A 26870-nucleotide genomic window follows, 5' to 3' on the forward strand; every position below is an offset into this window, starting at 1 on the left:
CGCTGTATTGCTGCTCGGATGGCGTGCGTGGTCGTGGCGCTGCCGTGACGTACCTGTCCCATAGGGCTTCCTTCCATTCCAGCGAATGGATCGCACCATCAAACCGTGGGATCAAACACCTAGGGCCGGTCCAAGGCAGCGACGCCAAGGCGGTGGTTCCGGGCGCCAACGTCTCCTGGGCCGTTCTTGCCGCGTGAACCTTTTCTGCAGCCGCGAAGGCCGATGTCCAGGTGAGCGTCTGCTAAACGCAGGAAGCCGCAACAGCCACATGACAGGACCAATACCCGACCGCCCAGCCATGTGTCCGGTGCGGCCGAACCCAGTCGAGCGGTGGCGCTGATAGCCTCACCGGGTGGCGATTGGCGGAGCGAGAGAGGGCGGACTGACGCAGCCGGATTTGACCGCGCACAAAACCAGCACTTTTGCACGCGCGAACTCGGCAGTGACTTAGGCGATGGCTAGACTGCGTCGGAATGTCAGCCTGCTCCGGTCCCGGTTATCACTCGCTGGCGCCCTGCACGAGGTCGAGCGTCGCGCTGAGGTCGCCGCGGTGGTCGGGATCGACGTTGGCGAGGCCGGCGCGCGGGTTCGGCTGCTGCGATGCATGCTGGCCCTGATTCCAGCTCGGGTCTTCGTTGGCGGCCTTGGTGAGTTCGCCGAGGCTGCCACCCTCTCGCTGTCCGGGCGGGGTCTTTCCGCTGCCACTTTGCGCGAAGGCCGGCGCAGCGATGAGCGGCAGCACAAGAGCGAGTGCGATAATGCGGTTCATGATGGGTCCTCCCTTTCCGTGCACTTTTCCTAACGTAAGTTTCCGTCGCATTGTTACGCTACGTCAAGCAATTCCCATCCCGCGACTGCAGGGCGTGCTGGAGCTATATAAGCCAAGGCACACTTTCCACGACCCTCCGCCCGGCACCAGCGGTCTCGTCACTGCCAATCGCCGCGCCGACCTTGAATGGCGGCTTCCGAAAAAGGAGCTTTATGCTGCAGGTGCAAAGGGCTCACACAGCACGAGCGGAGGTATTGCGCAATGAGCGACCGCGCTGGCGTGTCCGGTCCAAGAGCCAACGCTTCGTGCCACCGAAGGGGGAGTATGCCGACCTTGCGGACATCCGATGGGAAGACTCGGATGTCGCCTTTCGATCCTATCGCTTACAGGTGCTGTTCGCCGGAGCGATGTGAAGGAACTTTCGTGAGCGAACCGAGATTGAGCCATTTCGTGAACGCTCGGCGCGCCCAACCGTCGCCAATGACCTCCAACCTGTTCTTTGCCATTGCCCCAGATGGCGATATGTCCCCACGTACGATGTAGATAGCGTCCGGTAGCGTGCAGTTGATGTAGAGGTTCACGTCTCCACCTGGGTCGTCGACGCATAATTGGCACCGTCCCTGGCGGTTCAGGAACCACCAGAACCGTTTTGCGTCCACCTGGTCGGTCAGTTCCAGTCGGATCAGGCAGGGTCGTGGGCCGAAGGCGTTTGGATTGGCGGAGCTTTCCAGGCTCCAGACGAGCAATCCGAGGTCGATTTCATGGTCCTGCAATTCACGCCGAGTCCAGCGCTGCCCCCAGATGCCCAGAGCCTCGACCAGCGGCACGAATTCGCGCCCAGACTCCGTCAACGCGTAGCCGGAGCGGTCTCCGCTTACATCGGCACTTTCCACGATTCCTTCTTTGATGAGCCACTTCAACCGAGACGACAACAGCGATGGCGACATCAGGGGCACACCGCGTTTCAGCTCCGAAAATCGGCGCGGTCCGGTCGCGAGATCCCGAATGATCAGCGCATTCCATCGCTCGCAAAACAGCTCGGCTGCCTTGGCGACGGGGCAGAACTGACCGTAGGATTTCATCGGCTGCGCCTTTCTACCTGCTACAGATTTAGAACTATATCGCGCCGCCTTCGGTGTGTCGCTCTTGGCCCGGACACCCAGAAATCGCAGGTAGCATCATGAATACCCAAGCTGTAATCACAGGGCAGGTCTCCAATTCTGCCGCCGAAATCTATGACGAATTCTTCGTGCCGGCGCTCTTCGGAGCTTGGGCGGAGCCGCTGTGCGAGGCGGCCGGCCTCAAGCCGGGACAGGCGGTGCTCGATGTCGCCTGTGGAACTGGTGTGACAACCCGGGCAGCCGCCGAACGGATTGGGCCAAAGGGGCGCATCGTCGGCCTCGACAGAAACGCGGGAATGCTGGAGGTCGCGAGAAGGCGTGGGAGTGGAATCGAATGGAGCCAGGGCCTTGCCGAAGACCTCCCCTTTGCCGAAGGTAGCTTCGATTCCGTGCTCTGCCAGTTCGGGCTGATGTTTTTTGATGACAAGGTGCAGGCGATCAGGGAAATGCGACGCATGCTTCGCCCCGGCGGTCGCATTGCTCTCACCGCGTGGGACGATGAAGAAAATTCTCCCGGATATGCCAGGATGATCGAATTGATCGATGAGATGTTCGGATCTGACGCTGCAAATGCTCTCCGCGCTCCGTTCAATCTTGGGCAAACCGAACGATTCCGAAGCCTGTTGGTAGAGAGCGGGCTGTCGGACGCAACAACTGTCACGGTTTCTGGCAGCGCGCGGTTTGCCTCGATCCGGGAGTGGGTCCGGATGGATGTGCGCGGTTGGACCTTGGCCGAGTTTATCGACGACGCTGGCTTCGAGGCGCTCGTCGAAAAGGCCGAGAAGCGGCTGGTCCAGTTCGTTGGCACTGACGGCACTGTCGAGTTTCCAGCGCCTGCGCATATCGCGGTCTGGGAATGCCGCTAGACGGCGCGACAAGGCAAAGAGGAATTTCGTAGCTAAATCAGCAAAGCTGACATTGCGAATCTGTCCCCCAGGGTTCGAAATGCGCAGTGAGCCGACCTGATAGACAAGAAAGCGCCCGGTCTCGCCCGGCGTGGCTACCAATGGCAAGTTCACCGACCAACCGGACCTTAGCCGCAGGCGCGAAACCTCGACCGATGCGCGCGCAGGATTCGCAAGACGGGCGGTTTGCCGACCTTCGCGGCGCCTTGTTCCAATGTCTCCTGCGGGTCGGTTTTGTGTGGCGAGACCAGTTTGACTCAGGTGCATTTGCACCGGGCCAAAGGCCTGCAGGGTGACCCCGGACCGTGATATGATCACCCATGGTTCAGGACGACAAGATCCGAGCGGGGAGAGAGGCCTACTCCGCGATGCGATGGGCCGAGGCCTATTCCCTTTTCTCCGATGACGAGAGTTTTTCACGACTCGCGGCGTTGGATATCGAGAGGCTTGGCGACGCGGCTTATCTTTTGGCGAAGGATAACGAGGCCGTGCAGTACTGGACACGGGCCCACAATGTACATGTGGACAATGATGAGGTCGGGCGCGCTGCACGCGTGGGATTTGTTCTGAGCCTGACATCGCTTCTGAGTGGGGACCTGTCGCGCAGCAATGGCTGGCTTGCACGCATTCAGCGCCTGCTCGAGGAATATCCCGATTGCCGGCCAGAGCGCGAACTCTCGCGGCTTCTCATGGCGATCAGGCAAATGTTCGGGGGTGATCCGGCAGGGGCGCTTCCGAGCTTCGACACTGCGGTGGGCACCGGAACCGAGGAACGTGACGCTGACTTGCTCGCGCTTGCGCTTCTGGGCCGGGGACAGGCCTCGATTGCGCTCGGTCGGGTAGAGGCGGGTGCGGCTAGTCTCGATGAGGCGATGATCTCGGTCACCGGCGGTCAGGTGTCGCCGATCCTCAGCGGGATCATCTATTGCGCGGTCATCCTCACCTGCCAGAGCGTCTTCGATTGCGAACGTGCCCGCGAGTGGACCGCCGCCTTCGACGGCTGGTGCCGCACGCAGCCTGATCTGGTGCCCTACCGCGGGCAATGCCTGATCCACCGGTCCGAGATACTCCAAATGGGTGGAGATTGGCCTGGGGCCATGACAGCCGCCGACCGGGCCTGCGAATGGTTGGCCGGGAGGTCTGAAGCAACTGTGGGTCGGGCCCACTACCAGAGGGGCGAAATGCACCGGCTGCTCGGCCATGATGCCGCTGCCGACCAGTGTTACGACAGCGCCCTGAGGCAGGGCGTGGACCCCCAGCCTGGCCGCGCGCTTCTTTGGCTGGGCAAGGGCCGGGCCGAGCAGGCGGCAGCCGCCATCCGTGCGGCCTGCGGGTCGCAAAACGGTGCGCCCGTTAGATGGGCCGACCCGGAGCGGCTGAAGTTGCTCGGTCCCTCGGTCGAGATCTGCCTGACAGCAGGCGAAATCGACACGGCTGCGTCGGCAGCCGAGGAACTGTCAAGGTGGACGTCGGAATTCGATGTCCCTCTCCTTCAGGCAACGTACGCGCAGGCCAGAGGTACACTGCTTTCCGCTACGGGAGACCGCGAAGAGGCGCTGGCGTGGCTTTCGGACGCGCTCGCGCTCTGGCAACGTCTTTCGATGCCCTATGAAGCCGCCCGCGCCCGAGCACGGCTCGTGCGGGTCTACAGGGATCTTGGGGACGAAAGTTCCGCCGAAGTTCATCGGCTCGCCGCGGAGGCCACCTTCGACGATCTCGGCGCTGTTCGCGACCTGTCCCAGTTGGTCACTCCAGCCAGGGGCATGGCTTCCCCCGTGGCGGGACTGACAGGGCGGCAGATCGCCGTGTTGCGCTTGCTGGCCAGCGGCCAGACCAACCGCGAGATCGCCGCCGAACTCGGCGTCAGCAAACACACGGTCGCCCGCCACATAAGCAATATCTTCGACAAGACCGGCGTGTCTTCGCGCACCGCCGCCGTCGCCTTCGCGCACAGGAAGGGCCTCTTGTCCTGACCGGGACATGGTCAATATTGACCATGCTGCGATCCCGGCCATAGCAAGAACGGGCGAAGAATCCGCCCCCTCCGAGTCCTATCCTAATCCCGTCGCAAAATCGGGAGCACTGGACATGGCACAGACCTACGCATCGACCAATTACGGGGGCGACGCTCCCGGGAACTACCAGAAATTCTTTGTCCCAAGCATCGGAGGGCCGGTGGCTGAGGATCTCATTGCACTTGCCGGCCTGAAGGCGGGCGAACATGTCCTCGACGTCGCCTGCGGTACCGGCGTGGTCACCCGAATGGCTGCCCGGCAGGTCATGCCCGGTGGGAAGGTCACGGGACTGGACCTGAACCCCGGGATGCTGGCCACTGCGCGGGCCAATACCGATCCGGACCTCGGCACCGACTGGGTCGAGGCCGACGCAGCGGCGATCCCGCTCAACGATGGAAACTTCGACGTCGTCCTCTGCCAAATGAGCCTGCAGTTCATCCCCAACAAACTGGCCGCGCTGCGCGAGATGCATCGGGTACTGAAACCCTCGGGTCGCATTTTGCTCAGTGTCCCCGGGCCGAAACCGCCGCTCTTCGCCGCGATGCACGATGGCATCGCCCGCCACCTGTCGCATGAAGGCGCGTTGTTTCTCGATCTCGTCTTCGCAATGCACGACCCGAGAGAGCTGCGCGACCTGTTCGACAACGCGGGATTCCATAACGTGCAGGTGCATTCGGCACCAAAGGCCCTGACGGTCCCGCGACCGGAGGAGTTTCTGTGGCAATATGTTCACAGCACACCGCTGGCCTCGGAGGCGGTGAACGCCACACCATCGGCCCGTCAGGCGCTTGAGGAGACGGTCTGTCCGAAGTGGTCCGACTACGTCGTCGGAGGAAAAACCCGGTTCGAGGTTGGGATCACCACTGTTCAGGCTTGGGCCTGAGTTCAAGGGAGAAAGCACCATGACTATTCAGGCCCAAGAGATCGAGCGCGTAATCGCCGAAATCGACACCCCAGGGCAGGGCCGTGGCAATGCCATAAGTCTGATCAGGCATGCCCGAAAAGTAACATCCCCAGCGGCCGACCGTTACCGTGGTGGCGAAAGCAAAGACGAAAACAAGCCCGGTCGATCCGCGGATGCCACGATTGAGTTTGTAAAGCTCGACCGTCAAAATGGCTCCGGCCAATGCGCCGACGATGCTACGCCCGACTCCCGGCAGACCAGAAAGCAAGAGACTGAGCGTGCCAAAACCGTAGCCACCGAGCGCGGCACCGATCAACACCGCCGCGACATAGCCCGGACCTGCCTTGCCAACGGTCCTGTCCACGACCGGGCGAAGCCGCCAGGCGTAGACCAGAACAGTCAGCAGAGCCGCCGAAAGCGAGGCCGCGAGGTCGAAGACCAAGTGAATGCCGGTTTGTGTGAACAACGCAGGTTTTGCCCTCCCTTCACGGGGCGCGAAAAGCCCGGATCGGTGGCATGCCCCCGGCTTTGATGCTGCAACCGGCCCCCGCGGAACCGATGAGTCGTCAGAAATGACCCAAAGCGAGTTCTGGTCTTGGTTCGTGTTCCAATGTTCGGTCCCGGTGCCTAATCAAGAGCCGAGTTTGCCGCTGGACGCGCCAGAACGTACAATCCGGTCGATCTCTTCTCCATAGAGAATTTCAGAGTCGTCCTTGGGTTCATAGCCAAGCTGTCGGCGCGCCGAGTCCAGCGACCAGAAGGCGCGCGTGTTGTCGGAGATTCCGTAGACCACCAGCCAGGGCACGCCGTCGCGCCCCTCGATTTCGGGGGCTTCGGCGGCCGCGCGAAAGAGCTCGGCACAGTCGCCTGGGCTGAGATAGGTCGCGAGGGCACGCTTGAACCCTGCCACGCCACCCGGTTTCGGCAAGGACAACTCGGGCGATGCGCCACCGTCGAGAAACTTTCCGGCGTCGATCGGATAGGGCGCTCCGATGCGCAGGCTCACCACTTCCAGCCGGCGGCCGAAAGTGCCGCATGCATAAGGAAAGCCGAGCAGTTCGTAGGACGCCTTGGCCCAGCCATAGAAATTGTCCGACAACGGGTAGTCGTCCGGCGTGATCATTTCCCGCCGGCGGGCGTGGATCTGGCTGTGCTCGTACCAGTCGGCGGCATGGTTCGACGACACCATGACGACACGGCGGACACCGGCCTCGTAGGCGTGGCGGTAGACCCGTTGCGCGATGCGGATATTGTCCAGTTCCGTCTCGAAACGGTCGATCTGCGGCGGCTCCGCTCCATAGACATCGCCCTGCTTCGAGGAATGGAGATAGGCACTGTGAATGACCGTTTCGACGCCCTTGAAGAGGGCCGAAAAGGACGCGTCGTCGGCATTCAGCAGATCGCTGGCGGTAAAGGTGGCGCCCGCTGGCGGCGACGGTGGGGAGACGATGTCGGTGAGCCGGAGTTCGTGGCGTTTGGCAATTTCGCTCAGCCCCATCCGTGCGACGTGGCCGGAGGCGCCGGTGACGAGGATCTTCATGACGGGTCCTCCGTGGAGAGTGCGCCGGCGATCCAGTCGAGCCGGTCGAGTGGCATCATGGCGTAATGGTAGAAGGCGAGGCTGCTGGCGCCCGAGGCACGCGCGGCCTGCGCCTTGGCGCGCAGATTTCCCGGGTTCGGGCAATCGATCGCGAGCGGACGCAGTGCCACGCCCATCCTTGTCGCGGCGCCGAGTTTGTCGCGGTAGCGGCGCAACTGGGACATCAGCGCCTCGGCGGATCCGGTATACCCGAGAACTAGGTATTCGTCGGCGGCTTCCGCCACGGCTGCGGGATCGGTGCCGAGAAGGTCGCGGGCGACGTCGATCACGTCGTCCTCGGCCGTCACGCCCGGCAGGACATGCGCCATCGCACCCGCGTGGTCGATGAAGCAGAGAGCGACGCCGGCCGGTTCGAGCACGGATTTCACCTCTGCTACCAACGACGTCACGATCTTGCAGCGCTGCTGGCGAAACGTCTCGAGCTCGTGCAGCCACTCGTCGCTCAGCGTGGAGCGGTCCGGTACCGGCTGGCCTTGCCAGACTGGGTCCAGGGCACCCTGTATCGCGTCCGCCAACGCCTCCATGTCGACGCCGGCAGCCGTGCCCGCGGCGCGGCAATGCGGACAGAAGCAGAGCGACATCAATCCGCGCGCCCAGCCCGGCAGGGCGATCAGGTAGCGCTCGTGGTGCTCGCCATGTTCCAGGGTGCGATAGTGCAATGCCTCGGCCAGCAGCCGTTTCACCGGGTAGCGCGCGATGTCACTGGCAAGTCCGCGGCAATAGGCGCGCACCTCGGGGTTGGCGGGGCAGAGATCCGACAGGTAGGCGTCGCCATAGACGTTCCGTGTTGCGCAATCCGGGCGGGCGGTTGCGAGGCGGGAATTGTGCAGGAAGATGGTCCAGGCGCTGACGCTCATTCCGCGGTTCTCCGCTGACGCGCAGAGGTCCGCCAGCATGTCCTCGCCATCCGCCGCTTCGGCGAGCTTGGGCACGAAGCCGTCCGGATAGAGCGTGCCTCGGGAGCGGAACCAGGCGATGTCACCCTCGTGGCGGTAGACATGGTATCGCGGGTTGTGGGGGAAGACGTCCCGGGCGTCGTGGTAGGTGGCTGAGAACGCCACGTCGGTCGCCCCGGCCCGGGTCCGAAGAGCGTCGAGCACCGCTTCCGTCCCTTCGTGTTTCAGGTCGGTTCCAAACACAAAGACCGAGTTCTGCATCACCGGAATCCTCTTTCCACGGACGTGCCGGTCGTCAATACCAAAGCGACTTGTCCACGAGGTTGGTCAGGGCCTCGCCAGCGGCGAAACGGCGGGCATTCTCGCACAGGACGGCCAGCCTGCGTTCGGGGATATAGGGACCGACGACGGCAACATGTGGCGTGAGAATCGTTTTCGGCTCGCGCCAGAGCGGATGGGTCGATGGCAGCGGTTCCTCTTCGAAGACGTCGAGCGCTGCGCCCCCTAGCCGCCCCTGTTGCAGCGCCTCGGTCAGCGGTCCGAGCTGCACCGTCGCGCCGCGGCCGATATTCACGAGAAGGGCGGAAGGCTTCATCAACGCCAGACGCTCCGCACCGAACATCCCCTCGCTTTCGGGCGTGTGGGGCAGCGTCAGGACGACCACGTCGGCCTGCGGCAGCAGGCGGTCGAGTTGCGCTGGCGGATGTATCTCCGTTATTCCCTCGGGACAGTCGCTGCGGCGCGGATCGATGCCGATCACACGCGCGCCGAAAGCGGCGACCATCCGGCCGATTTCGGTGCCGATGCCGCCGACTCCGATCACCAGGACCGTGCTTTCCGGAAGGTGCAGGATGTCCGCGTCGGCCAGATGGCGGTCCCAGGTGCCGGTCGGTTGCTGGCGCATGTAGACAGGCAGGTTTCGTGCGAGGCCGAGCAGCATGGCGACGGCATGCGTGGCAACATGGTCGTTGTAGACGCCTCGGAAATTCGTGACTTCGACCGGGTGTGCCACCAGTTCGGGGAAGAAGAAGCCGGCCGGTGGCGCTGCCATTGGCGCCTGCAGCCATCGCAGATTGCCGGACTGGGACAGCAGTTCGGGATCGAGGCTCCCGTAGGCGGCGACCGCCTCCGGCAGAAGCCGCAGCGCCGTCTCGCGGTCCGTCGCGACCTCCACGTCCAGGGATGGCGCGGCTTCGGCCACGGCGCTCGCCCAGGTTTCCGTGAGCTGGTCTGACGGCGGAAGCATGACGAAACGGTTCACTTTTGTCCCCTTGGAATGTCTCTGCCCAGCCTGTTTACCCAATTGTTCCCACCGGCAATGTAGGCCGCAAGGTTGCGCTCGAAGAGCACTCCCCATCGGCGTCCGAAGGCCGGGCTGGCGCCAGCGTTATGCGCCGTTACGACGACCTTCGGATCGCGCCACAGTGGCGAGTCCGCGGGCAAGGGTTCGGTGGCAGTGACGTCGAGACCGGCTCCGCGCAATGCGCCGCTCTTGAGTGCCGTGATCAGTGCAGGTTCGTCGATCAGGCTGCCGCGGCCGATGTTCACGATCCAGCCATCGGCCAACGCCGCTAGCTCCGCGGCGCCGATCACCGGCCTCCCATCGGCGCGCGCCGGCTGGGCCAGAACGACGATATCCGCCCAGGCGCATAGAGAAACCAGCGCGTCGGTTCCACGGACATCCGCAACCGGTCCGTCATAGGTCGCCGGGTTGCGCTTGATCCCGGCGACCTCCATGCCCCAACTCTGCGCGCGTCGGGCGATGGCGTCTCCGATCCGACCGAGGCCGACGACGAGCATCCTGCGTCCGACAATTTCGTCGCCGATCAGCGGCTGCCACCGCGCCTGTTCCATGTTGCGCGCGGCCTCGCCGATCCGGCGGGTGAGAGAGAGCAGCAGCGCAAAGGCGTGTTCTGCCACACTGTCGGTATGCACGCCGGCGGCGGTGGTCAGGACGATGCCTTGCGCCTCGAATTCGTCGAGCGGGTATTGCTCGAATCCTGCGCCGGTGCCGGCAATCCAGCGGAGCGACGGCGTCAGGAAAGGCGCGCGCCATGTGTGGGTGACGAGGACCTCCGCGCCTCCCGCGAGCGCCGCTGCGACGCCCGCGTCATCCCTAGGGCAGCGCGTTTCGATGTCCGGACAGGCCGTGAGAAACGCATGCACGCCGGGCGGAAGGTCGTGATGCAGGACGACGATTGGCTTGGTCATGGAAGGAACGGTTCCTGCGGCTATCTGATGGTGTCGGGGCTCTTGCCGGTGCTCGTATGGCTCGGGTCCAGAACGTCCCGTATCGCGTCTCCGAGCACGTTGAAGGCCAGCATCAACAGCACCAGCGCGACGGTTGGCCAGATCACCAGCCAGGGAGCGATGGTAATGAAGTCCCGCCCCTTGGACAGCATGCTGCCCCAGTCGGCCTGTGGTGGGCTGACGCCGAGTCCGAGGAAGCTGAGCGATGCGTAGGCCAGCTGCGCTGTCGACATGCTGAGCGCGGCCAGAACGATCACCGGCGGCAGCGCGTTCGGCAGGACGTGGCGAACCAGGATGACCGGCGTGCTGACCCCGGCTAGCCGCGCCGCATCGAGATATTCGCTGGTCTTGATGCTCAGCGTGCTCGCCCGCGCCATCCGGGCGAACCGCGGGGAATAGACAATGGCGATGGCCAGCGAGGCGTTGAAGAGCCCCGGCCCGAGAACTGCCACCAGGATGATGGCCAGGAGCAGCGTGGGAAAAGCGAAGAGCACGTCCTGGCTGCGGTTCAGCACCGCATCGACAAGTCCGCCGAAAAAGCCCGCTACGACACCGATCACCACCCCGACGGCCATCGCGATCGACACCGAGAGAAAAGCGACCGCCACCGCGATGCGCGAGCCGTCGATCACCCGGCTTAACGTGTCGCGCCCGAGTTCATCCGTTCCGAACCAGTGCGTGGCCGAGGGCGGAGCGAGAAGGCTCATGTAGTCATTGGCGTTGGGATCATAGGGTGAAAGCAGGCGCCCGAAGACGGCGAGGATGACGAAGAACACCATGATCGCGAGGCCAAATGCGCCGCCGCCATGGCCCAGGAGTTTGGCCAGCGGAAGCGGCAGACGGAGGCCAGTGGGCGCGGGGCCTGAAGACGCGGTCATGGTCATCTGCCTCTCTGGCGGGGATCGAGCAGCGGATAGAGCATGTCGACCAGCGCGTTGATGAAGACGAAGGCGGCGGCAAAGACCAGCGTCGTGGCCGTCACCATCGGGTAGTCCCGGGTATTGATCGCCTCGAGCATTCCGCGTCCGAGCCCGGGCAGGCTGAAGATCTGTTCAATCACGATCAGGCCACCGAGCAGGATGCCAAGCTGAAAGCCAATGAAAGTCACGATCGGCGGCAGGGCATTCCGAAGCGCGTGCAGATACTGGATGCGTTTCTCGCGCACGCCGACCGCCCGGGCGGTGACGATGTAGGGGTTGTGCAGCACCTCGAGTACCGAACTGCGCGTCATCTGCATTGTCATCGCGGTGATCGGGAACGCGATGGTCAGGAGCGGCATCGCCATCGAGCGGATGTGCATTACCGGATCGTCGACCCAGCGGGTGTAGGAGACGCGGAAGAGATCAGGCGCCCAGCGGGACCCAACCAGCAGGAGCAGGATTCCGATGACAAAGATCGGGACCGAGAAAGTGAAAAGGAGGGACATACGGATCAGGACGTCGAGCCGCTTGTTGGCATGCACCGCCGCCACCACGCCGGCCGGCAACCCGATGAGCGTAGAGACGACGAGCGTCAGCAGCGCAAGTTCCAGCGAAACCGGGATCTGCTGGAGCAGGTCTGCGGTCACCGTCCGCCCGGTGATGGGAGAGGTTCCGAAATCGCCTTGGAGCACATTCAGAAGCCAATAGAAATATTGCAGGAACAGTGGCTTGTCGAGTCCGAGCTTGCGGCGGACTTCTGCAAACTGCTCTTCTGTCGCTCCTTCCTGACCGACGATCACACTGGTAAGGTCGCCGGGTATCAGGGCCCCGAGCGCAAAGACAAGCGCCGACACGGCCAGCAGAACGAGGATCATGCCCAGAAGGCGCATTCCGATCATTCTCAGCATCAAACGACCTCTTCCGACATTTCCAGCGGACGGGTGGTGTCCCCGGCGTAGTGGCAAGCGACGAGATGACCGGAGCCGGCGTCGCGCAGCGCGGGTTTCTGTTGCAGGCACAGGTCCTTGGCGAGCGGGCAGCGGGTGTGGAACCGGCATCCGCTGGGCGGATTGATCGGGCTGGGAACGTCACCCCGCAGCAGCGTGTCGCCGCGACCGCGTTCATGCACCGGGTCGGGCAGCAGCGTGGCGCTGCGCAGGGCCAGGGAATAGGGGTGTAGGGGGCGTTGGGCGAAAGTGGTGGAGTCGGAGGCTTCGACGACCTCGCCCAGATACATGACGACGACCCGATGGCTGATCGCCTGCACCGCCGCGAGATCGTGGCTGATGAAGATGTAGGATGTTCCGAGATCCTTCTGCAGATCGAGCAGAAGGTTCAGGATCTGCGCCTGCAGCGAGATGTCGAGCGACGCGATGGACTCGTCATGAACCACGATCGCGGGATCCGCGATCAGCGCCCGTGCGATCGAGGCCCGCTGCTGCTGGCCGCCCGAGAGCTGGTGCGGTTTGCGCGAGGCCATCGACGGGTCGAGGCCGACCAGTTCCAGCATCCGTTCCACAGCTTCGGAGGCGTTGGGCACGCCTTTTGCCGTCAGCGGCTCGGCCACGCTGGCGCCGACGGTGCGGCGCGGGTTCATCGAGCCTGCGGGATTCTGGAACACCATCTGAAACTTTCGCCGACGGTCGCGTCCGGCGGCACCCGGCGTCCAGATGTCCTGTCCGTCGATCAGAATGCGCCCCTCCGTCGGCTTGAGAAGCCCAACGATCAGCCGGGCGAGAGTGGACTTGCCACAGCCGGACTCGCCGACGACGCCGAGCGATTCGCCGGCCTCGAGGTGCAACGACACGCCATCCACCGCGCGCAGCAGCTGGCTTTCGCGGCTGCCGCGCTGGCGCACCTGAAACTGGCGCTTCAGGTTCTCGACCTGCAACAGCGGAGCGGTGCGGTCATCCGGCATCGAGCGTTTCCGTCATTCTGTCCGTTTCGGTCAACGGCTCACCGGCCTGCGTCTTCCAGCAGCGTGCCTTGTGACGCGCACCTACCGTCAGGAGATCGGGGCGCGCGCCGCAGCGCGCGTCGGCGAAGACGCAGCGGGGGCGGAAGCGGCAGCCCGCAGGGAGCTGCGCCATGTTCGGCGGTGCACCGGGCAGGGTGGGGGTTTTCTCGCGCGGCCGGTCCGGGTTGGGGATCGAGCGCAGGAGGCCACGGGTATAAGGGTGGCGCGAATTGGCGAAGAGTTCGTCGACCGGCGCTTCCTCGACGATCTCGCCAGCATACATCACCGCCACCCGGTCGCACATATTGGCCACCACGCCCATGTTGTGCGTGATCAGCAGCAGCGCGGTGCCGTGATCGCGGGTGAGCCGCTTCATCAGGTTGAGCACCTGGGCCTGGATGGTGACGTCGAGCGCGGTTGTCGGCTCGTCAGCAATCAGCAATTGCGGGTCATTGATCATGCCCATGGCGATCACCACGCGCTGCCGCATTCCGCCCGACATCTGGTGGGGGAAGGAGGCCGCCTGTCGGTCGGGGTCCGGCATCCCGACATCGGCCAGGGCGCGGTGGATACGGGCATCGACATCGCCGCTGGCGCCGTGGGCGGTGATCGCCTCGCGCATCTGCCAGCCGACCGAAAAGGACGGGTTCAGCGCGGTCATGGGGTTCTGGAACACCATGCCGCATTCGGTGCCGCGGCGACGCCGCAACTCCTCGGGCGATAGCTTGAGGAGCGAGGTCCCGTTCAGTTCGATGGTCCCGTCGACGATCCTGCCGGGTTTGGGAACGAGGCCGAGCACCGACATGGCCGTCACGCTCTTGCCGGAGCCGGATTCCCCGACCAGCCCGAGGGTCTCGCCCGGAGCGACCTCGAAGGACACGCTATCCACCGCGGTCACGGCGCCGTGGTCCGTCTCGAAACGGGTGGTCAGGTTCTCGACCCTGAGGACAGGACGGTCGGTCACGTATCGGTTCCGGTCTTTTCTTGTTTGTTGAGGGTTCCGGGCCCGCCAGCCACTCGCGGACGGGCCCGGACCGTGGTCACTTCAGGGCGACGTCGGCAAGGAAGGTACGCGAGATCGTCGCGTCGGGATCGGCCGAGACCACGTTGCCGGTATAGGCGACCCAGGCGTTGCGCGAGGCAACGGTGATGTCGGGGAAGACGAGGTCATCCTGCATCACAGCGATCTCGGCCAGGGCGGCGGGATAGTCGGCCGCCGGGCCGCTCTTGGCGGCGTCGATCAGGTCGACCATTTCCGGCGGTGTCGGGCCCTGGCGGCCGGGGCGCGGCATCAGATAGAACAGCGGATCCGCCTGGAAGGCGTATTCATTGGTCATGATCTCGTAGTTCGCCGTGTTCTGCTTATCCAGCCAGACGGCGGTCTGGTTGGCCTCGATGGTCACGCGGATGCCCGCTTCGGCCATCTGGCCTTTCAGGATTTCCGCGAAACGGTCGAGATAGCTGGCGTAGCCCGCGAGGTGGTTCAGGGTGATGTCGATCCCATCCGGATAGCCGGCCTTCGCGAGCAACTCCTTCGCCTGCTCGATGTCCTGTTTCTGATATTTCAGGTCGGCGAGGTTGGGCCCCCAGGCATAGGCCGGCGGGATCTGCGCACTGGGACTGGCTTCGCCGAGGAACGCCCCGGCGACGATCTCGTCGCGGTTGAGCGAGAGCGACATCGCGCGCCGGAAATCCGGGTCGCTGAAGGGTTCCAGATTGGTGTTGATGTTCAGCCGCACCGTGTTGGTCGAAGCCACGGCGACGGTGGTCACCTCCGGCACCCGCTGAAGCTGAAGCATGCTTTCGGCGGAAGGGAACATGAGGTCGATCTGGCCCGAGAGCATCGCGGCGATCTGGGCCGACTGCTCCGGCATGTAGCGAATTTTCAGCGCCTCGACTTTCGCCGCGCCCTCGGGATCCCAGTAGTTCTCGTTTCGCTCCAGCACCAGTTCGCTGTTGGGAGCATAGGAGACGAGCGCAAAGGGGCCGGTGCCGAGCATTTCCTGCTTCGGGTCGTGGCTGGCCACCCAGTCGGCCTTCATGATGGCCGATCCCACCACGAAGGGGCTGCCAAGGTTCAGCATGAAGCCCGCATCCGGACCGCTGAGAGTGAACCGGACGGTGCTGTCATCGACCTTCTCGACCGACGCCAGAGACTTGAACCGGTCCTGCGCATAAGGCAGGCCGTCGGCCTTGAGCCGCTCGAAGGAGAAGACCACGTCCTCGGGCGTGACGGGGCTGCCGTCGGAGAACGAGACGCCTTCCCGAAGGGTGAAGTCATAGACGGTGCCGCTCTCGTCGATCGTCCAGCTGCTGGCGAGGACCGGCGTCAGGCTGCCGTCCAGTTCCGCGCGTACCAGCCCTTCATAGACCAGTTGCCACACATACCAGGTGCGGATCTGGGAGGACTGGATCGGGTCGAAAGTCTGCGGAACGACGTCTTCGGCCACGATCAGCGTCGCGGCGCGGTCCTGTGCCGACACCTGGGTGCCGGCTGCGATGGCCAGAGCGCTGGCCGTTGCCAGGCTGGCCAACATCCGAAATGAAAGTGCCATGTGTTTTCCTCTCCCGTTGTTGCGGCGGCGCTTTGAACGAACCGGTCACCGCAGACTCCGTCATGCAGTTTCAGGTTTGTTTCGTATTGGCGGCTCGCATCGGGCCGGCGCCTGCCGTAGTGTTGTTGGCTCAATGGCAAGCAGGCCAATGCCGTTTTCGAATTTGTCTATTCTCGGAGGGCATCGGCAAATCGGGTTTCGGGTATGCCGCCCCCCGGTCGGCGGGTCATGACAAATTGACATCGCTTGATCCGGATACGGCATTTGCGGCGGGCCGGAGAATGGGCTTCGTTGAGCCAAAGCGGCACGCAGCCGGCCGGTGGAAGGCTGGCAAGTCCGGAGTCGCGGATCGGACCCAGGACAACAGGATGAACCAGCATGTATGATCTGCTCCTCAAAGGCGGCCGGGTGGTTGATCCGTCGCAGGACATGGACGGGACGTTCGACGTCGCCTTTGCCGGCGGCAAGGTCGCGGCAGTCGAGGCCGGGATCGACGCCGCCCGGGCGACGGATGTGCGTGACGTCACGGGAAAGATCGTGAGCCCCGGCCTTATCGACCTGCACACCCATGTCTACTGGGGCGGAACTTCTCTGGGGGTTGACGCGGAGACGGTTGCGCGCCGCAGCGGCACCACCACATTCGTCGATGCGGGAAGCGCCGGACCCGGAAACCTCGCCGGCTTCCGGAAGCACGTGATCGAGCCCTCCGCGCCCCGCATCCTGGCCTATCTCAACATTTCCTTCGCCGGGATCTTCGGGTTTTCCAAAACCGTGATGGTCGGCGAATGTGAAAACCTGCGGCTGCTCGACGCGCGCGAATGCCTGCGCGTTGCGCGCGAGAACCTCGATATCCTCGTGGGAATGAAGGCCCGCGTCGGCGCCCGGGCCGGGGGAAACTCCGGCATGGCGCCCCTGTCGCTTGCCATCGAGGTCGCCGACGCGCTCGGCCTGCCGGTGATGGCCCATATCGACAACCCGCCGCCGACCCGCGAAGAGGTCCTGGCGGCGTTGCGCCCCGGCGACATCCTCACCCATTGCTTCCGACCGTTCCCCAACGCACCGATCCACGGTGACCGCACGATCCGGCAGGAGATCCTGGACGCGCGCGAACGCGGCATCATCTTCGACATCGGCCATGGTTATGGCGGGTTCAGCTTCGAATCCGGGGTGGTGATGCTGGAAGAGGGGATCAAGCCCGACGTGCTCAGCAGCGACATCCACGTGCTCTGCGTCGATGGACCCGCCTACGATGTGCTGGCAGTGATGTCCAAGTTCATGGCGCTCGGGATGAGCCTGACCGAGGTGATTGCGGCGACCACGGTCAATCCGGCAAAAGCGGTGCGGCGCGACGATATCGGGACGCTCAAGGTCGGGTCGGCCGGCGACGCGACCATCATCGAGGAGGTCGGCGGCCGCTTCACCCATACCGATGCCGTCGGCGAGACCGTCACCACGGACAGGCAGCTGGAACATCGCGGGATCGTCATCGGCGGCGCCTGGTGGCAGGACGCCGTTTCAGCCTGAACGCCACAAGCTGACCCAATCCAATCCGGTCCATGCATTTCTTTGGAGCCTTCTTATGACGCAATGCCCCGCTGCCCGCATCGGTGACACGCTGGACGACATCGACACGCCGGCGCTGGTTGTCGATCTCGACGCGCTCGAATCCAATATCGAGCACATGGCCGCCTTTACGGCCGCGAACGGCATCCGTCTGCGGCCACATGCCAAGACTCACAAGTGTTCGGCGGTTGCTCGGCTCCAGATCGCGGCCGGCGCAGTGGGAATCTGCTGCCAGAAGGTAAGCGAGGCCGAGGCCATGGCAAATGCCGGGATTACTGACATTCTGGTCAGCAACGAGGTGGTCGGTTCGCGGAAGCTGGAGAGGCTGGCGGCCCTGTCAAAGCGCGTCACCGTCGCGGTTTGCGCCGACAATGCAGAGAACGTCGATGCGATCGACGCGGCGGCCGCCGAATACGACACGACGCTGACCGTTCTGGTCGAGGTCGATGTCGGCGGCGGGCGCTGCGGCGTACGGCCCGGCGAGGAAGCCCGCGACCTCGCCCTGCACATTGCCGCCGCACCGAACCTGCGCTTCGGCGGGATCCAAGCCTATCACGGGCCGGCCCAGCATGTTCGAGACCATGCCGAGCGCGGGCAGAAGATCGCCGCCGCGACCGAAGCGTTGCGCGCCTCGCTGGACCTGCTGACGGCCGAGGGACTGGAATGCGACATCATCGGCGGGGCGGGCACGGGAAGCTACGTCTTCGAAACTTCGAGCGGGTTGTGGAACGAGCTTCAGGTCGGGTCCTATGTCTTCATGGACCATGACTACGCGCTCAATTTCGGGGAGACCGGCGGCCCGGTCGACACCTTTCGCCACAGCCTGACGATCCGCACAACGGTGATGAGCGCGCCCACGCCGACCATGGTCGCGACGGATGCGGGACTGAAGGCCTACACAACCGATTGTGGGCTTCCGGCCCTGGTAAATTTGCCGGAAGGCAAGGTCTTCAAGGCCGCGGACGAGCACACGATGATCTCGTTCGAAACGCCCGAGGCCCGGCCGGCCATGGGCGCGGTGCTCTCGCTGATACCGGGGCATTGCGATCCGACCGTCAACCTTCACGACTGGATCGTCGGCGTGCGGAACGGGCGGGTGGAGTGCTTATGGCCGGTGGATGCGCGCGGCGCGGTGTTCTGAGCCGAAACGGCGTTGCCGGCGGAAACTCCTGCGGGTGCGGTGGAGCGCTCTCTGCCGACGAGAGATGCGCGAGTTGCGGACCGCTCTGGTTCGGAAGTTAATGGATTTGGGGAGGGAACCAGCATGATCTTTGACGAAATCGACACGCCTGGCGTCCTGGTCGACCTGGACAAGGCGGAAGCCAATATCCGGGCGTTTCAATCCTATGCCGACAGTCACGGGCTGAAAGTCCGCCCGCATATCAAGACCCACAAGCTGCCGATGATCGCGGCCTATCAGGTGGCCGAGGGAGCGGTGGGGATCACCTGCCAGAAGGTCTCAGAGGCAGAGGCGATGATTGCGGGTGGCGGCGTGTCTGACGTGATGCTCACCTACAACATCATCGGTGAGCGGAAACTCCGCCGGCTTCGAACTCTTTCGGAGACTGTCCGGCTCTCGGTGGTTGCCGACAATGCAGACGTGGCGCGCGGCCTGAGCGCGGCTTTCGAAGACGCCGCTCGACCGCTCGACGTTCTCGTGGAGTGCAATACCGGGGCGGATCGCTGCGGCGTCGGCACGCCGGAGGCCGCGACGGAACTGGCGAGGGAGATCGAGACCCTTCCGGGCATCCGCTTTGCCGGCCTCATGACTTACCCGCCCTCCGGCAAGCCGCAGGCGGTCGCGGCATGGCTCGGTCGCGCGAAGGAGTTGATCGAAGCGGCGGGCATCGCCGTTCCGGTCATCTCGTCCGGTGGTTCGCCCGACATGTGGAACGCACACGAGATGCCTCTGGCGACCGAATACCGGATCGGGACCTATGCCTATAACGACGGCTTCCTGGTCGGGCAGGGAACCTGCACCTGGGACGACTGCGCCCTGACGGTGCTCGCCACCGTTGTCTCCGTTCCCGCCGGGAACCGCGCCGTGATCGACGCCGGCTCCAAGGTCCTGACTTCCGACCTGCTTGGTCTCACCGGGCACGGCCATGTGCTCGGGCGCCCCGACCTCATGATCGACCGGCTCAGCGAGGAACATGGCCGGATCGTTTCGGAGGGGCCGATCGGATTGTCGGTCGGCGAGCGGGTGCGGATCGTGCCAAACCACGCCTGCGTGGTCTCGAACATGCTCGACCAGGTCGAACTCGTCCGCGGCGAGGAATATCTGGGGCCCACGCCAGTGGTCGCTCGCGGAAAGGTCTGGTGAGACGTCGCGCGCCCGGCGCGCCGCCGCCGCTCAGTCGCCGGTCGCTCCCGGCTTCGCGAACCACTTTCCGCCGATGACACAGCCCTCTGCGAAGATCCTCTGATCGCTCGTCGTCACTTCGCCCAGAACGTCTTCGAGATCGAAACTCCCGCTTCGCAGCGACAGCACGGAGGCGTCGCCTTCGGACCCGGGCCGCAGCGACCCGAGTTGCGGCCGGCGAAGGGCTTGGGCCGGCGCCTCGGTCGCGGCGCGGACGATTTCGGGGAGATCCATTCCGAGCGGCAGGAATTTCGACATGGTCGTCACTAGGTCATAGGCGGGACCGTCGATGCAGAGGGCGTGGACGTCCGACGAGATGACGTCGGGCGGGAACCCTGCCGCCATCATCCCGCGTGCGGTCTTCCAGCCGAAGGAGCCCATCCCATGGCCGATATCGAAGATCACGCCGCGCTCGCGCGCAGCGATGACCGCCGACTTGACCATCCCGTCGCGTGAGAGCGGCGCGTTGGGGAAGGGCCGGAAACAGTGAGTCAGGATGTCCCCCGGTCGGAGCATGTCCACCACCGCCTCATAGCTCGGCGGCGGCTCGTCGATGTGGCACATGAGCGGCAGGCCGGTCTCGTCGGCAACCTGCAGCGCGATGATCAGCGGGTCGATGCCCGAGGGACCGGAGGCATGGTGGCCGACGCGGACCTTGATGCCGATGATGTTCTCGGGGTCCGAGGCCGCGACCTCGACAGCCTCTCGTGCCGCCATAAGCCGCATGTCGTGGCTTTCACCGACCATGACACTGCGCGAGAAGCCGAAGATGCCCGCGAAGGACACATGCAGATAGGCGAGGATGCGCGATCCGGCCTGCTCAATGACATGCCTCCGGAAGCCCGGGTAGTTGCCCGGCCCGGCACTGCCGGTGTCGACCGCCGTGGTGACGGCCGACGTCCGGGCGAATGCCTCGGCGTCGATCCCGAGCGAGGTGCCGCCCCAGTAGACATGGGTGTGCAGGTCGATCAGGCCCGGCGTGACGATCCGCCCGCTGAGATCGGAGATCTCTCGTGCGTCGTTCCCCAGCCCCTCGCCGACCGCGGCGACCTTGCCGTCCTGGAAGGCGACGTCCTGGACCCCGTCGATACCCTGCGACGGGTCGATCACGCGAGCGTTGCGGAGAAGGAGGTCGAACGTCATTGGCGGAGTCCTTGCAAGGGTTTCTCAGGTGCGGTTCGGTCGGTCGCGCGAGGCCGCTCAGGCAGGCTTGTAGGCGACGGCCTCGATCTCGACCGCAATGTCGATCATCAGCCGCGATTCCGCGGTAGACCGCGCCGGCGGCTCGGACGGGAAAGACTCGGCATAAGCCTCGTTGAACGCGGCAAAGTCATCGCGGTCGCGCAGCCAGACCGTCGTCTTGACCACATCGGCAAGCGTGCAACCGGCGAGCGCAAGACAGGCTTCGATATTCTTCAGGACCTGCCGCGTTTCGGCCTGAACGCCGCCCGGGACGACTTTGCCGTCCGCACCGACAGGCACCTGTCCCGAAACGAAAACGAAATCGCCGCAGCGAACCGCCGGCGAAAGCGGCACATGCGAGCTGCCGAAACATTCCTTGGTCATGGGTATCTCCTTGTTGAGTCAGATTGGTTGAGGCGGTTGCTCGGGCGCGCGGTGAAGAATCGGCCCGATGCCGCCGTCATACGAATGGACAATCCCGCGTCGTTCTGGCGCGCCGGACGCCGGGGAGCAATCGCTATCGGCATCTCGTCAGGCATGGTGGCAAGCGACCTTGCGTCCGTCGCCGGCATCGGTGAGTTCCGGCCGGGTGCTTCGGCAGAGATCGCTCGCCATCGGACAGCGGTCGTGGAAGGCGCAGCCCGTGACATCGGAGAACCGGCTCGGCGGCTCGCCCTTTTCGATCCCGCCGGCAATCCGCTTGACCGGATCGATGCGGGGAACCGAGGCGATGAGGAGCTGAGTGTAGGGATGTCGCGGCGCGGCGAAGAGCTCGGGGCCATCGGCCAGTTCGACGAGGTTGCCCATATACATCACGGCGACCCGGTCGCTGATCTGGGCCACCACGCCGAGGTCGTGAGAGATGAACATGAGCGTCAGGCCCATCTCCTCCTTCAGATCGGCCAGCAGGTTGAGCACCTGCGCCTGGATCGAGACGTCGAGGGCCGATACCGGCTCGTCCGCAATGATGAGTTCCGGCGTCGGCAACAGCGCGCGGGCGATGCCGACCCGCTGCCGCTGGCCTCCGCTGAGTTGGTGCGGGAAGCGGGCGGCAAAACTCGGATCGAGTCCGACCTGGGTCAGCGTTTTCGCGATGCGATCGTCCCGGTCCTGGCGGTTTTTGAAGACGCCGTGGATGTCACCGGTCTCGGCGACGGAATCGCCGATGGACCGCCGCGGGTTGAGCGATGCGTAGGGATCCTGGAAAACCATGCGGACCTTGAGACGCAGCTCCCGCATCCGCCTGGAATCGGTCGTGAAGATATCCTTGCCGTCGAGTTCCGCGCTTCCGCCGTCGGCCTGGGTCAGCCGGATGATCGTCCGCCCGATCGTCGTCTTGCCACATCCGGTTTCGCCGACGATGCCAAGGGTCTCGCCACGGCGGATGTCGAGAGACACGTCGTTGACCGCACGCACAGCATAGGTCTTTCCCTTGCGTCGCGCCGTGAAGGTCTTCTGCAGCCGTTTCAGTGAGAGAATGGTGTCCTGCTGAGTCATTATGCCCCCCGCGAGATTGGGAAGTGGCACTCCGCGAAATGTCGTGCGCCCTCTGTCACGCGCGTCGGCGCGTCGTCCGAGCAGATCGCCTGCGCATGGCTGCATCGCGGGGCGAACCGGCAGCCGTGGGTGATCTCGCCCGGCTTCGGCGCCTGGCCGGGGATGGTCTGGAAACGCCGGTGACCGGCGGACGGGTCCGGCACGCAGCCCATTAGCCCGGCCGTGTAGGGATGAAGCGGGGTGTTAAAGAGGCGTTCGACGGGGCCGGTCTCGACGATCTTTCCGCCATACATCACCGCGACGCTGTCGGCGAGTTCGGAGACCACACCGAGATCGTGGGTGATGAAGAGGACGCCCATGTCGAACGTATCGCAGAGCTCGCGGATCAGGCTGAGCACCTGAAGCTGCACGGTCACGTCCAGCGCCGTCGTCGGCTCGTCCGCGATCAGCGCCTGCGGGCGGCAGGCAAGGGCGATCGCGATCATCACCCGCTGCCGCATGCCACCCGACAACTCGTGCGGATAGGCGTTGAGTTGCAGCCGCGCGTCAGGGATGCGGACCATGTCGAGCAGTTCCTGCGCGCGGTTGCGCGCAGTGACGCCGGTGGAGCCGTCATGCACCCGCACCGCCTCGACGATCTGTTCGCCGATCGGCAGGACCGGGTTGAGCGACGTCATCGGCTCCTGGAAGATCATCGCCACGCCGCCATGGCCACGCTCGACCCGGAGATAAGGTGGCTCCTCGGTGATGTCGGCGCCGTCGAGTTCGATCGAGCCGCCGCGCACCCAGAGCTGCGGGTGCGGCAGCAGCCCCATCACGGCAAGCGAGGTTATGCTCTTGCCACTGCCGGATTCCCCGACAAGGCCCAGCACCTTGCCGCGTTCGATCTCGAAGGAGACATCGGAGACGATGTCGATCTGGGCGGAGCCCTTGCCACCCGACACCACCAGATTGCGCACGCTCAGCATCTCTATCGTCCCTTGTTGCCGAGCATCTCGCGGAAGCGCGGGTCCATCCGGTCGCGCAGGGCGTCGCCGACGAGGTTGAGGGAAAAGGCGGTCAGCACGATCATCAGGCCGGGATAGAACAGCAGCCATGGTGCGCGCGTGATGTAGATACGCGATTCCGCGAGCATGTTGCCCCAGCTCGGGATCTCCGGCGGTGCGCCGAGCCCGAGGAAATCCAGCGAGGCGGCGCCGAGCTGGGCGAAGGCGAAGACGAAGCTCGCCTGCACCAGCAAGGGCGAGATCATGTTGGGCAGCATGTGCTTGCGGATCACCCAGAGGGTGCTGGCGCCCATAGAACTCGCTGCCTCGACATAGGTCTCCTCCCGGAGCCGCAGCGACACCCCGTAAGTGATACGGGCGGTGGTGGTCAGGTAGACCATGCCGATCGCCAGGATCGCGTTGACCACGCTCTGGCCGAGGATGACGATCAGCCCGAGCGCCATCAGCAGCGAGGGGAAGGCCATCATCACGTCGACCATTCGCATGAGCACCCGCCCGAGGCGCGGGAAGAGCGCCGAGAGGATGCCGATGGGCACGCCGGTCGCGAGCGCGAAGCTGACCACGCCGACGCCGATCAGCAGCGCGAGGCGGGAGCCATAGATCACCCGGCTGAAAGTGTCGCGCCCGAAATGGTCGGTGCCGAACCAGTGCTCCCAACTCGGCGGGCTGAGCCGGTTGACCGGTTCGATCTGTTCCGGCGGATAGGGCACGAGGGCGTTCGCACCGAGCGCCGCGACGATGATGACGACGAGGTAGACGAGGCCGATCAGGGCGACAGGCCGCGACGCGAAAAAATCGAAGAAGGGGCGGAGCGAGCGGGTCATTCGAGCTCCACCCTCGGGTCGAGGAACCTGTAGGAGATGTCCACCAGCAGGTTGATGACGAGATAGAGGCAGACGATGACGAGGATTACGCCCTGGATCACCGGGTAGTCGCGGCGCAGGATGGACTGCACCACCATCCGGCCGATCCCCGGGAGGGCGAAGACCGTTTCCGTTACGACCGCTTCGGAGATCAGCGCGGCGAAGGTGAAGCCGAAGGCCGAGACCACCGCGAGCAGGGCGTTGCGGAGGATGTGGCGGGTCACGACGCGCCGCGGGCGGATGCCCTTGGAGCGCGCGGTGCGCACGTAGTCTTCCTTGGCGACGTCGAGCATGCTGGCGCGGGTCAGCCGTAGGATCAGCGCCGCGTTCGGCGCGGCGAGCGTCAGGCTCGGCAGCAGCAGGTAACGCAGGTTGGAGATCCCGCCTTCCTCGAAGACCGAGGGATAGCCGGAACTCGGCAGCCAGCCGAGGGTCGCGGCGAAGATCAGGATGAGATAGAGGCCAACCCAGAAGGTCGGGATCGAGGCGAGCAGCATCGCGACGCCCGACAGCCCCTGGTCGATCCAGGTGCCGTGGCGCGTGGCGGCAAGAACGCCCACAGGAACGCCAAGGAGGACGATCCAGACCATGGTCACGGTAGCGAGCAGCAGGCTCGTCTCGGCGCCGTCGAGGATGATCCGTGTGACCGGCTCCTGGAAGAAGATCGAGGTGCCGAGGTCGCCCTGAAGGACGTTGCCCACCCAGTAGAAATACTGGACCGGCAGGGACCGGTCGAGCCCGAGACGGGTTCGCAGGGCCTCGACCTGTTCCGGTGTCGCCTCGTCCCCGAGCATTACGTAGATTGGATCGCCGGGAATGAGGTGAATGAAGATGAAGATGACGACCGACGCGGCGGCAAGCGTGGCCAGCGCCGCGCCGGTGCGTCTCAGGATGTAGATCAGCATCGGTGCCGGGATCTGCTCATGGGAGTCACTTCGAGACGCCCCAGAAATGCGGCCAGATCAGCGTCGTCTCGCCCATGCCTTCGAGCTTCGGCGAAGCGATGTCGTAGGAATAGACGTCTCCGACCTTCATCGTCGGAACCTGCTCGTAGATCAGTGCCTGCAAACCGGCCCATGCCTCGCGCCGCACATCGAGATCCGAGGTACCGGTGAATTTCTTGTCGAGAACCGCCTTTTCCTCGGTCGCCCACCATCCGGGATAGTTGTTGTTGAGCGCGGTCAGAAGCACCGGGTCGGGGATGTTGCCGTGATGGGTGACGAACATGTCCCACTGGTCCGGCTGCGCCCGCTTCTTGAGCAGCGTCGCCCAGTCGACCACCACCATCTCGATGTTGATGCCGGCATCGGCGAGCTGGCGGGTGAAGACGGTCGCCTGGTCGAAATGGGTCTTGTAGTTGGTCGAGACCAGGAGCTTGATCGGCGTGCCGTCATAGCCCGCGGCCTCCGCCATCTCCTTGGCCTTGGCCGGGTCGCCCTGCGAATAGGCTTCGGTTCCGGCATCGGTGTACCAGATGTTGCCCTCCGGGAAGAACGAGCCGTTGGCGCTCCAGAGTGCTTCCTCGCCGACCGAGACGCGCAGCGCCTCCTCCATGTTGAGCGCGGCCAGGACCGCCCGCCGCAGCGGGAAATTGTCGGCAAGCGGACCGTTCTTCGAGTTCATGAACACCAGACCGAAAATCGGCGCGCCGCTGAGGTGGATCTTCAGCGCGGGATCGTCTTTCAGGATGCCGTAGAGGTCGCCGGAGATGAACTCGGCATAATCGTAGTCGCCGGCCTGAACGCCGCTCACGCGTGTGCCGACATCCGGCACCGGGATGAAGCGGATCGCGTCGAGCTCGGCCACGCGGGCGCCGGAATATCCGTTGGCCGGCGTGTCGAGGCCGGTGTAGTCGTCGAACTTCACCAACTCGACATGGCGGTTGTTGCGCCACTCGTTGAACTTGAACGGCCCCGTGCCGATGTAGTTCTCCGGCGCGATGGGCTCGCCGCCGGCGGCGGTCACGATGTCGGCGGGGTAGATGACCGGCCCGCCATTCGGGAAGGCCAGCATGGATTTCCACGCGCCGTTGGGCTGGTTGAGCTTTATGGTGACCTCGTAGGGACCGGTTGCCTCGATCGAGGCCACGTCATCGACGAGAAGCTTGCCGCGGGCGCCGTACTCGCCCCAACGCTTGAGAGAAGCGACCACGTCGTCGGCGGTCATTTCCTGGCCGTTGTGGAACTTCACGCCTTCGCGCAGCCCGATGGTGATCGTCAACCCGTCATCGGAGATCGTCTCGCCAGTGGCGAGAAACGGCTGCGGCTCGAAAGTCGAGTCGAAGGCGTAGAGCATCTCGAACATGTGCTGGCCGATGGTCGTGGCCAGCGTCGCCGTGCCCATCTGGAGATCGAGGCTCGGGGGCTCGCCAATGGTCGCATACCGAAGGGTCTCAGCGGATGCGGCGTTTACCGTCATCGTCGCGGTCAGCGCCAGCACGCTGCCGCGTATCAGGTTACCCAATTTCCGTCGCATTTGTCGTCACCTCTCTCCTGTTGGGTCTT

Annotated in this window: 25 protein-coding genes and 1 pseudogene; 7 read left to right on the forward strand and 19 right to left on the reverse strand. The window is 64.5% G+C overall.

What is annotated here, in order from left to right; translation table 11 throughout:
- Nucleotides 1-197: pseudogene (locus EU800_RS27275) on the forward strand (hypothetical protein); the annotation flags it as partial.
- A gap of 302 nt (nucleotides 198-499) precedes the next feature.
- Here EU800_RS27275 and EU800_RS19710 read toward each other — a convergent pair.
- Complete coding sequence (locus EU800_RS19710) at nucleotides 500-769, reverse strand: hypothetical protein (protein WP_129634943.1); 270 nt, start codon at nucleotides 767-769, stop codon at nucleotides 500-502.
- Between the two features lie 383 nt (nucleotides 770-1152).
- Nucleotides 1153-1851 carry a helix-turn-helix domain-containing protein gene (locus EU800_RS19715; protein ID WP_129634945.1) on the reverse strand — a complete coding sequence of 233 codons (699 nt, stop codon included), beginning with the start codon at nucleotides 1849-1851 and terminating at the stop codon, nucleotides 1153-1155.
- A 167-nt stretch (nucleotides 1852-2018) separates the two neighbouring features.
- Here EU800_RS19715 and EU800_RS19720 point away from each other — a divergent pair, with 167 nt between their 5' ends.
- The 3 genes from EU800_RS19720 (at nucleotide 2019) to EU800_RS19730 (ending at nucleotide 5693) form a co-directional block, all read left to right on the forward strand.
- Nucleotides 2019-2756: a methyltransferase domain-containing protein gene (locus EU800_RS19720; RefSeq protein ID WP_165354752.1), complete on the forward strand. Its 738-nt coding sequence runs from the start codon at nucleotides 2019-2021 to the stop codon at nucleotides 2754-2756.
- Between the two features lie 359 nt (nucleotides 2757-3115).
- Nucleotides 3116-4768, forward strand: coding sequence for a response regulator transcription factor (locus tag EU800_RS19725; protein WP_129634949.1), 1653 nt, complete (start codon nucleotides 3116-3118; stop codon nucleotides 4766-4768).
- Nucleotides 4769-4883: 115 nt separating this feature from the next.
- Nucleotides 4884-5693, forward strand: coding sequence for a class I SAM-dependent methyltransferase (locus tag EU800_RS19730; protein ID WP_165354753.1), 810 nt, complete (start codon nucleotides 4884-4886; stop codon nucleotides 5691-5693).
- Here EU800_RS19730 and EU800_RS19735 read toward each other — a convergent pair.
- The 10 genes from EU800_RS19735 to EU800_RS19780 form a co-directional block, all read right to left on the reverse strand.
- Nucleotides 5668-6180, reverse strand: a complete 513-nt coding sequence (locus EU800_RS19735; RefSeq protein WP_129634953.1) for a hypothetical protein — start codon at nucleotides 6178-6180, stop codon at nucleotides 5668-5670. The genes EU800_RS19730 and EU800_RS19735 overlap by 26 nt on opposite strands.
- A gap of 165 nt (nucleotides 6181-6345) precedes the next feature.
- Nucleotides 6346-7254 (reverse strand): NAD(P)-dependent oxidoreductase, encoded by a 909-nt coding sequence (locus EU800_RS19740; RefSeq protein ID WP_129634955.1) that lies wholly within the window; start codon nucleotides 7252-7254, stop codon nucleotides 6346-6348.
- Nucleotides 7251-8471, reverse strand: a complete 1221-nt coding sequence (locus tag EU800_RS19745; protein ID WP_129634957.1) for a hypothetical protein — start codon at nucleotides 8469-8471, stop codon at nucleotides 7251-7253. The genes EU800_RS19740 and EU800_RS19745 overlap by 4 nt, the downstream gene beginning before the upstream one ends.
- A 34-nt stretch (nucleotides 8472-8505) precedes the next feature.
- Nucleotides 8506-9471, reverse strand: a complete 966-nt coding sequence (locus EU800_RS19750; protein ID WP_165354754.1) for a D-2-hydroxyacid dehydrogenase — start codon at nucleotides 9469-9471, stop codon at nucleotides 8506-8508.
- Nucleotides 9468-10421 carry a D-2-hydroxyacid dehydrogenase gene (locus tag EU800_RS19755; protein WP_129634961.1) on the reverse strand — a complete coding sequence of 318 codons (954 nt, stop codon included), beginning with the start codon at nucleotides 10419-10421 and terminating at the stop codon, nucleotides 9468-9470. Before EU800_RS19755 ends, EU800_RS19750 begins: the two co-directional genes overlap by 4 nt.
- A gap of 20 nt (nucleotides 10422-10441) precedes the next feature.
- Entirely contained in the window at nucleotides 10442-11338 is an 897-nt protein-coding gene (locus EU800_RS19760; RefSeq protein WP_165354755.1) for an ABC transporter permease, read from the reverse strand.
- A gap of 2 nt (nucleotides 11339-11340) precedes the next feature.
- Nucleotides 11341-12288, reverse strand: a complete 948-nt coding sequence (locus EU800_RS19765) for an ABC transporter permease (RefSeq protein ID WP_165354756.1) — start codon at nucleotides 12286-12288, stop codon at nucleotides 11341-11343.
- Nucleotides 12288-13298 carry an ABC transporter ATP-binding protein gene (locus tag EU800_RS19770; protein ID WP_129634967.1) on the reverse strand — a complete coding sequence of 337 codons (1011 nt, stop codon included), beginning with the start codon at nucleotides 13296-13298 and terminating at the stop codon, nucleotides 12288-12290. Before EU800_RS19770 ends, EU800_RS19765 begins: the two co-directional genes overlap by 1 nt.
- Nucleotides 13288-14301 carry an ABC transporter ATP-binding protein gene (locus EU800_RS19775; protein ID WP_129634969.1) on the reverse strand — a complete coding sequence of 338 codons (1014 nt, stop codon included), beginning with the start codon at nucleotides 14299-14301 and terminating at the stop codon, nucleotides 13288-13290. The genes EU800_RS19770 and EU800_RS19775 overlap by 11 nt, the downstream gene beginning before the upstream one ends.
- A gap of 76 nt (nucleotides 14302-14377) precedes the next feature.
- Nucleotides 14378-15892 (reverse strand): ABC transporter substrate-binding protein, encoded by a 1515-nt coding sequence (locus tag EU800_RS19780; RefSeq protein ID WP_129634971.1) that lies wholly within the window; start codon nucleotides 15890-15892, stop codon nucleotides 14378-14380.
- 378 nt (nucleotides 15893-16270) lie between these two features.
- Between EU800_RS19780 and EU800_RS19785 the strand changes: the two genes are divergently transcribed.
- From EU800_RS19785 to EU800_RS19795, 3 genes are all read left to right on the forward strand, one after another.
- The gene (locus tag EU800_RS19785) at nucleotides 16271-17416 is read left to right on the forward strand and encodes an amidohydrolase/deacetylase family metallohydrolase (RefSeq protein WP_129634973.1); all 1146 of its coding nucleotides are present in this window, start codon (nucleotides 16271-16273) and stop codon (nucleotides 17414-17416) included.
- 55 nt (nucleotides 17417-17471) lie between these two features.
- Entirely contained in the window at nucleotides 17472-18596 is a 1125-nt protein-coding gene (locus EU800_RS19790; protein ID WP_129634975.1) for a DSD1 family PLP-dependent enzyme, read from the forward strand.
- A gap of 123 nt (nucleotides 18597-18719) precedes the next feature.
- The gene (locus EU800_RS19795; protein ID WP_165354757.1) at nucleotides 18720-19778 is read left to right on the forward strand and encodes a D-TA family PLP-dependent enzyme; all 1059 of its coding nucleotides are present in this window, start codon (nucleotides 18720-18722) and stop codon (nucleotides 19776-19778) included.
- A 30-nt stretch (nucleotides 19779-19808) separates the two neighbouring features.
- On the opposite strand, the gene EU800_RS19800 is transcribed toward EU800_RS19795, so the two are convergent.
- From EU800_RS19800 to EU800_RS19830, 7 genes are all read right to left on the reverse strand, one after another.
- Nucleotides 19809-20960 (reverse strand): amidohydrolase/deacetylase family metallohydrolase, encoded by a 1152-nt coding sequence (locus EU800_RS19800; protein WP_129634977.1) that lies wholly within the window; start codon nucleotides 20958-20960, stop codon nucleotides 19809-19811.
- A gap of 57 nt (nucleotides 20961-21017) precedes the next feature.
- Nucleotides 21018-21383 (reverse strand): RidA family protein, encoded by a 366-nt coding sequence (locus EU800_RS19805; RefSeq protein ID WP_129634979.1) that lies wholly within the window; start codon nucleotides 21381-21383, stop codon nucleotides 21018-21020.
- A 147-nt stretch (nucleotides 21384-21530) separates the two neighbouring features.
- On the reverse strand, nucleotides 21531-22496 hold the full coding sequence (locus EU800_RS19810; protein WP_129634981.1) for an ABC transporter ATP-binding protein: 966 nt from the start codon (nucleotides 22494-22496) through the stop codon (nucleotides 21531-21533).
- Complete coding sequence (locus EU800_RS19815; protein WP_129634983.1) at nucleotides 22496-23464, reverse strand: ABC transporter ATP-binding protein; 969 nt, start codon at nucleotides 23462-23464, stop codon at nucleotides 22496-22498. Before EU800_RS19815 ends, EU800_RS19810 begins: the two co-directional genes overlap by 1 nt.
- A 2-nt stretch (nucleotides 23465-23466) precedes the next feature.
- Complete coding sequence (locus tag EU800_RS19820; protein WP_129634985.1) at nucleotides 23467-24327, reverse strand: ABC transporter permease; 861 nt, start codon at nucleotides 24325-24327, stop codon at nucleotides 23467-23469.
- Nucleotides 24324-25271: an ABC transporter permease gene (locus tag EU800_RS19825; RefSeq protein ID WP_129634987.1), complete on the reverse strand. Its 948-nt coding sequence runs from the start codon at nucleotides 25269-25271 to the stop codon at nucleotides 24324-24326. The genes EU800_RS19820 and EU800_RS19825 overlap by 4 nt, the downstream gene beginning before the upstream one ends.
- Nucleotides 25272-25296: 25 nt before the next feature.
- Nucleotides 25297-26841 carry an ABC transporter substrate-binding protein gene (locus tag EU800_RS19830; RefSeq protein WP_129634989.1) on the reverse strand — a complete coding sequence of 515 codons (1545 nt, stop codon included), beginning with the start codon at nucleotides 26839-26841 and terminating at the stop codon, nucleotides 25297-25299.
- Between the last annotated feature and the right edge of the window lie 29 nt (nucleotides 26842-26870).

This window comes from Tropicimonas sp. IMCC6043, assembly GCF_004146235.1.
GTDB lineage: Bacteria > Pseudomonadota > Alphaproteobacteria > Rhodobacterales > Rhodobacteraceae > Tropicimonas.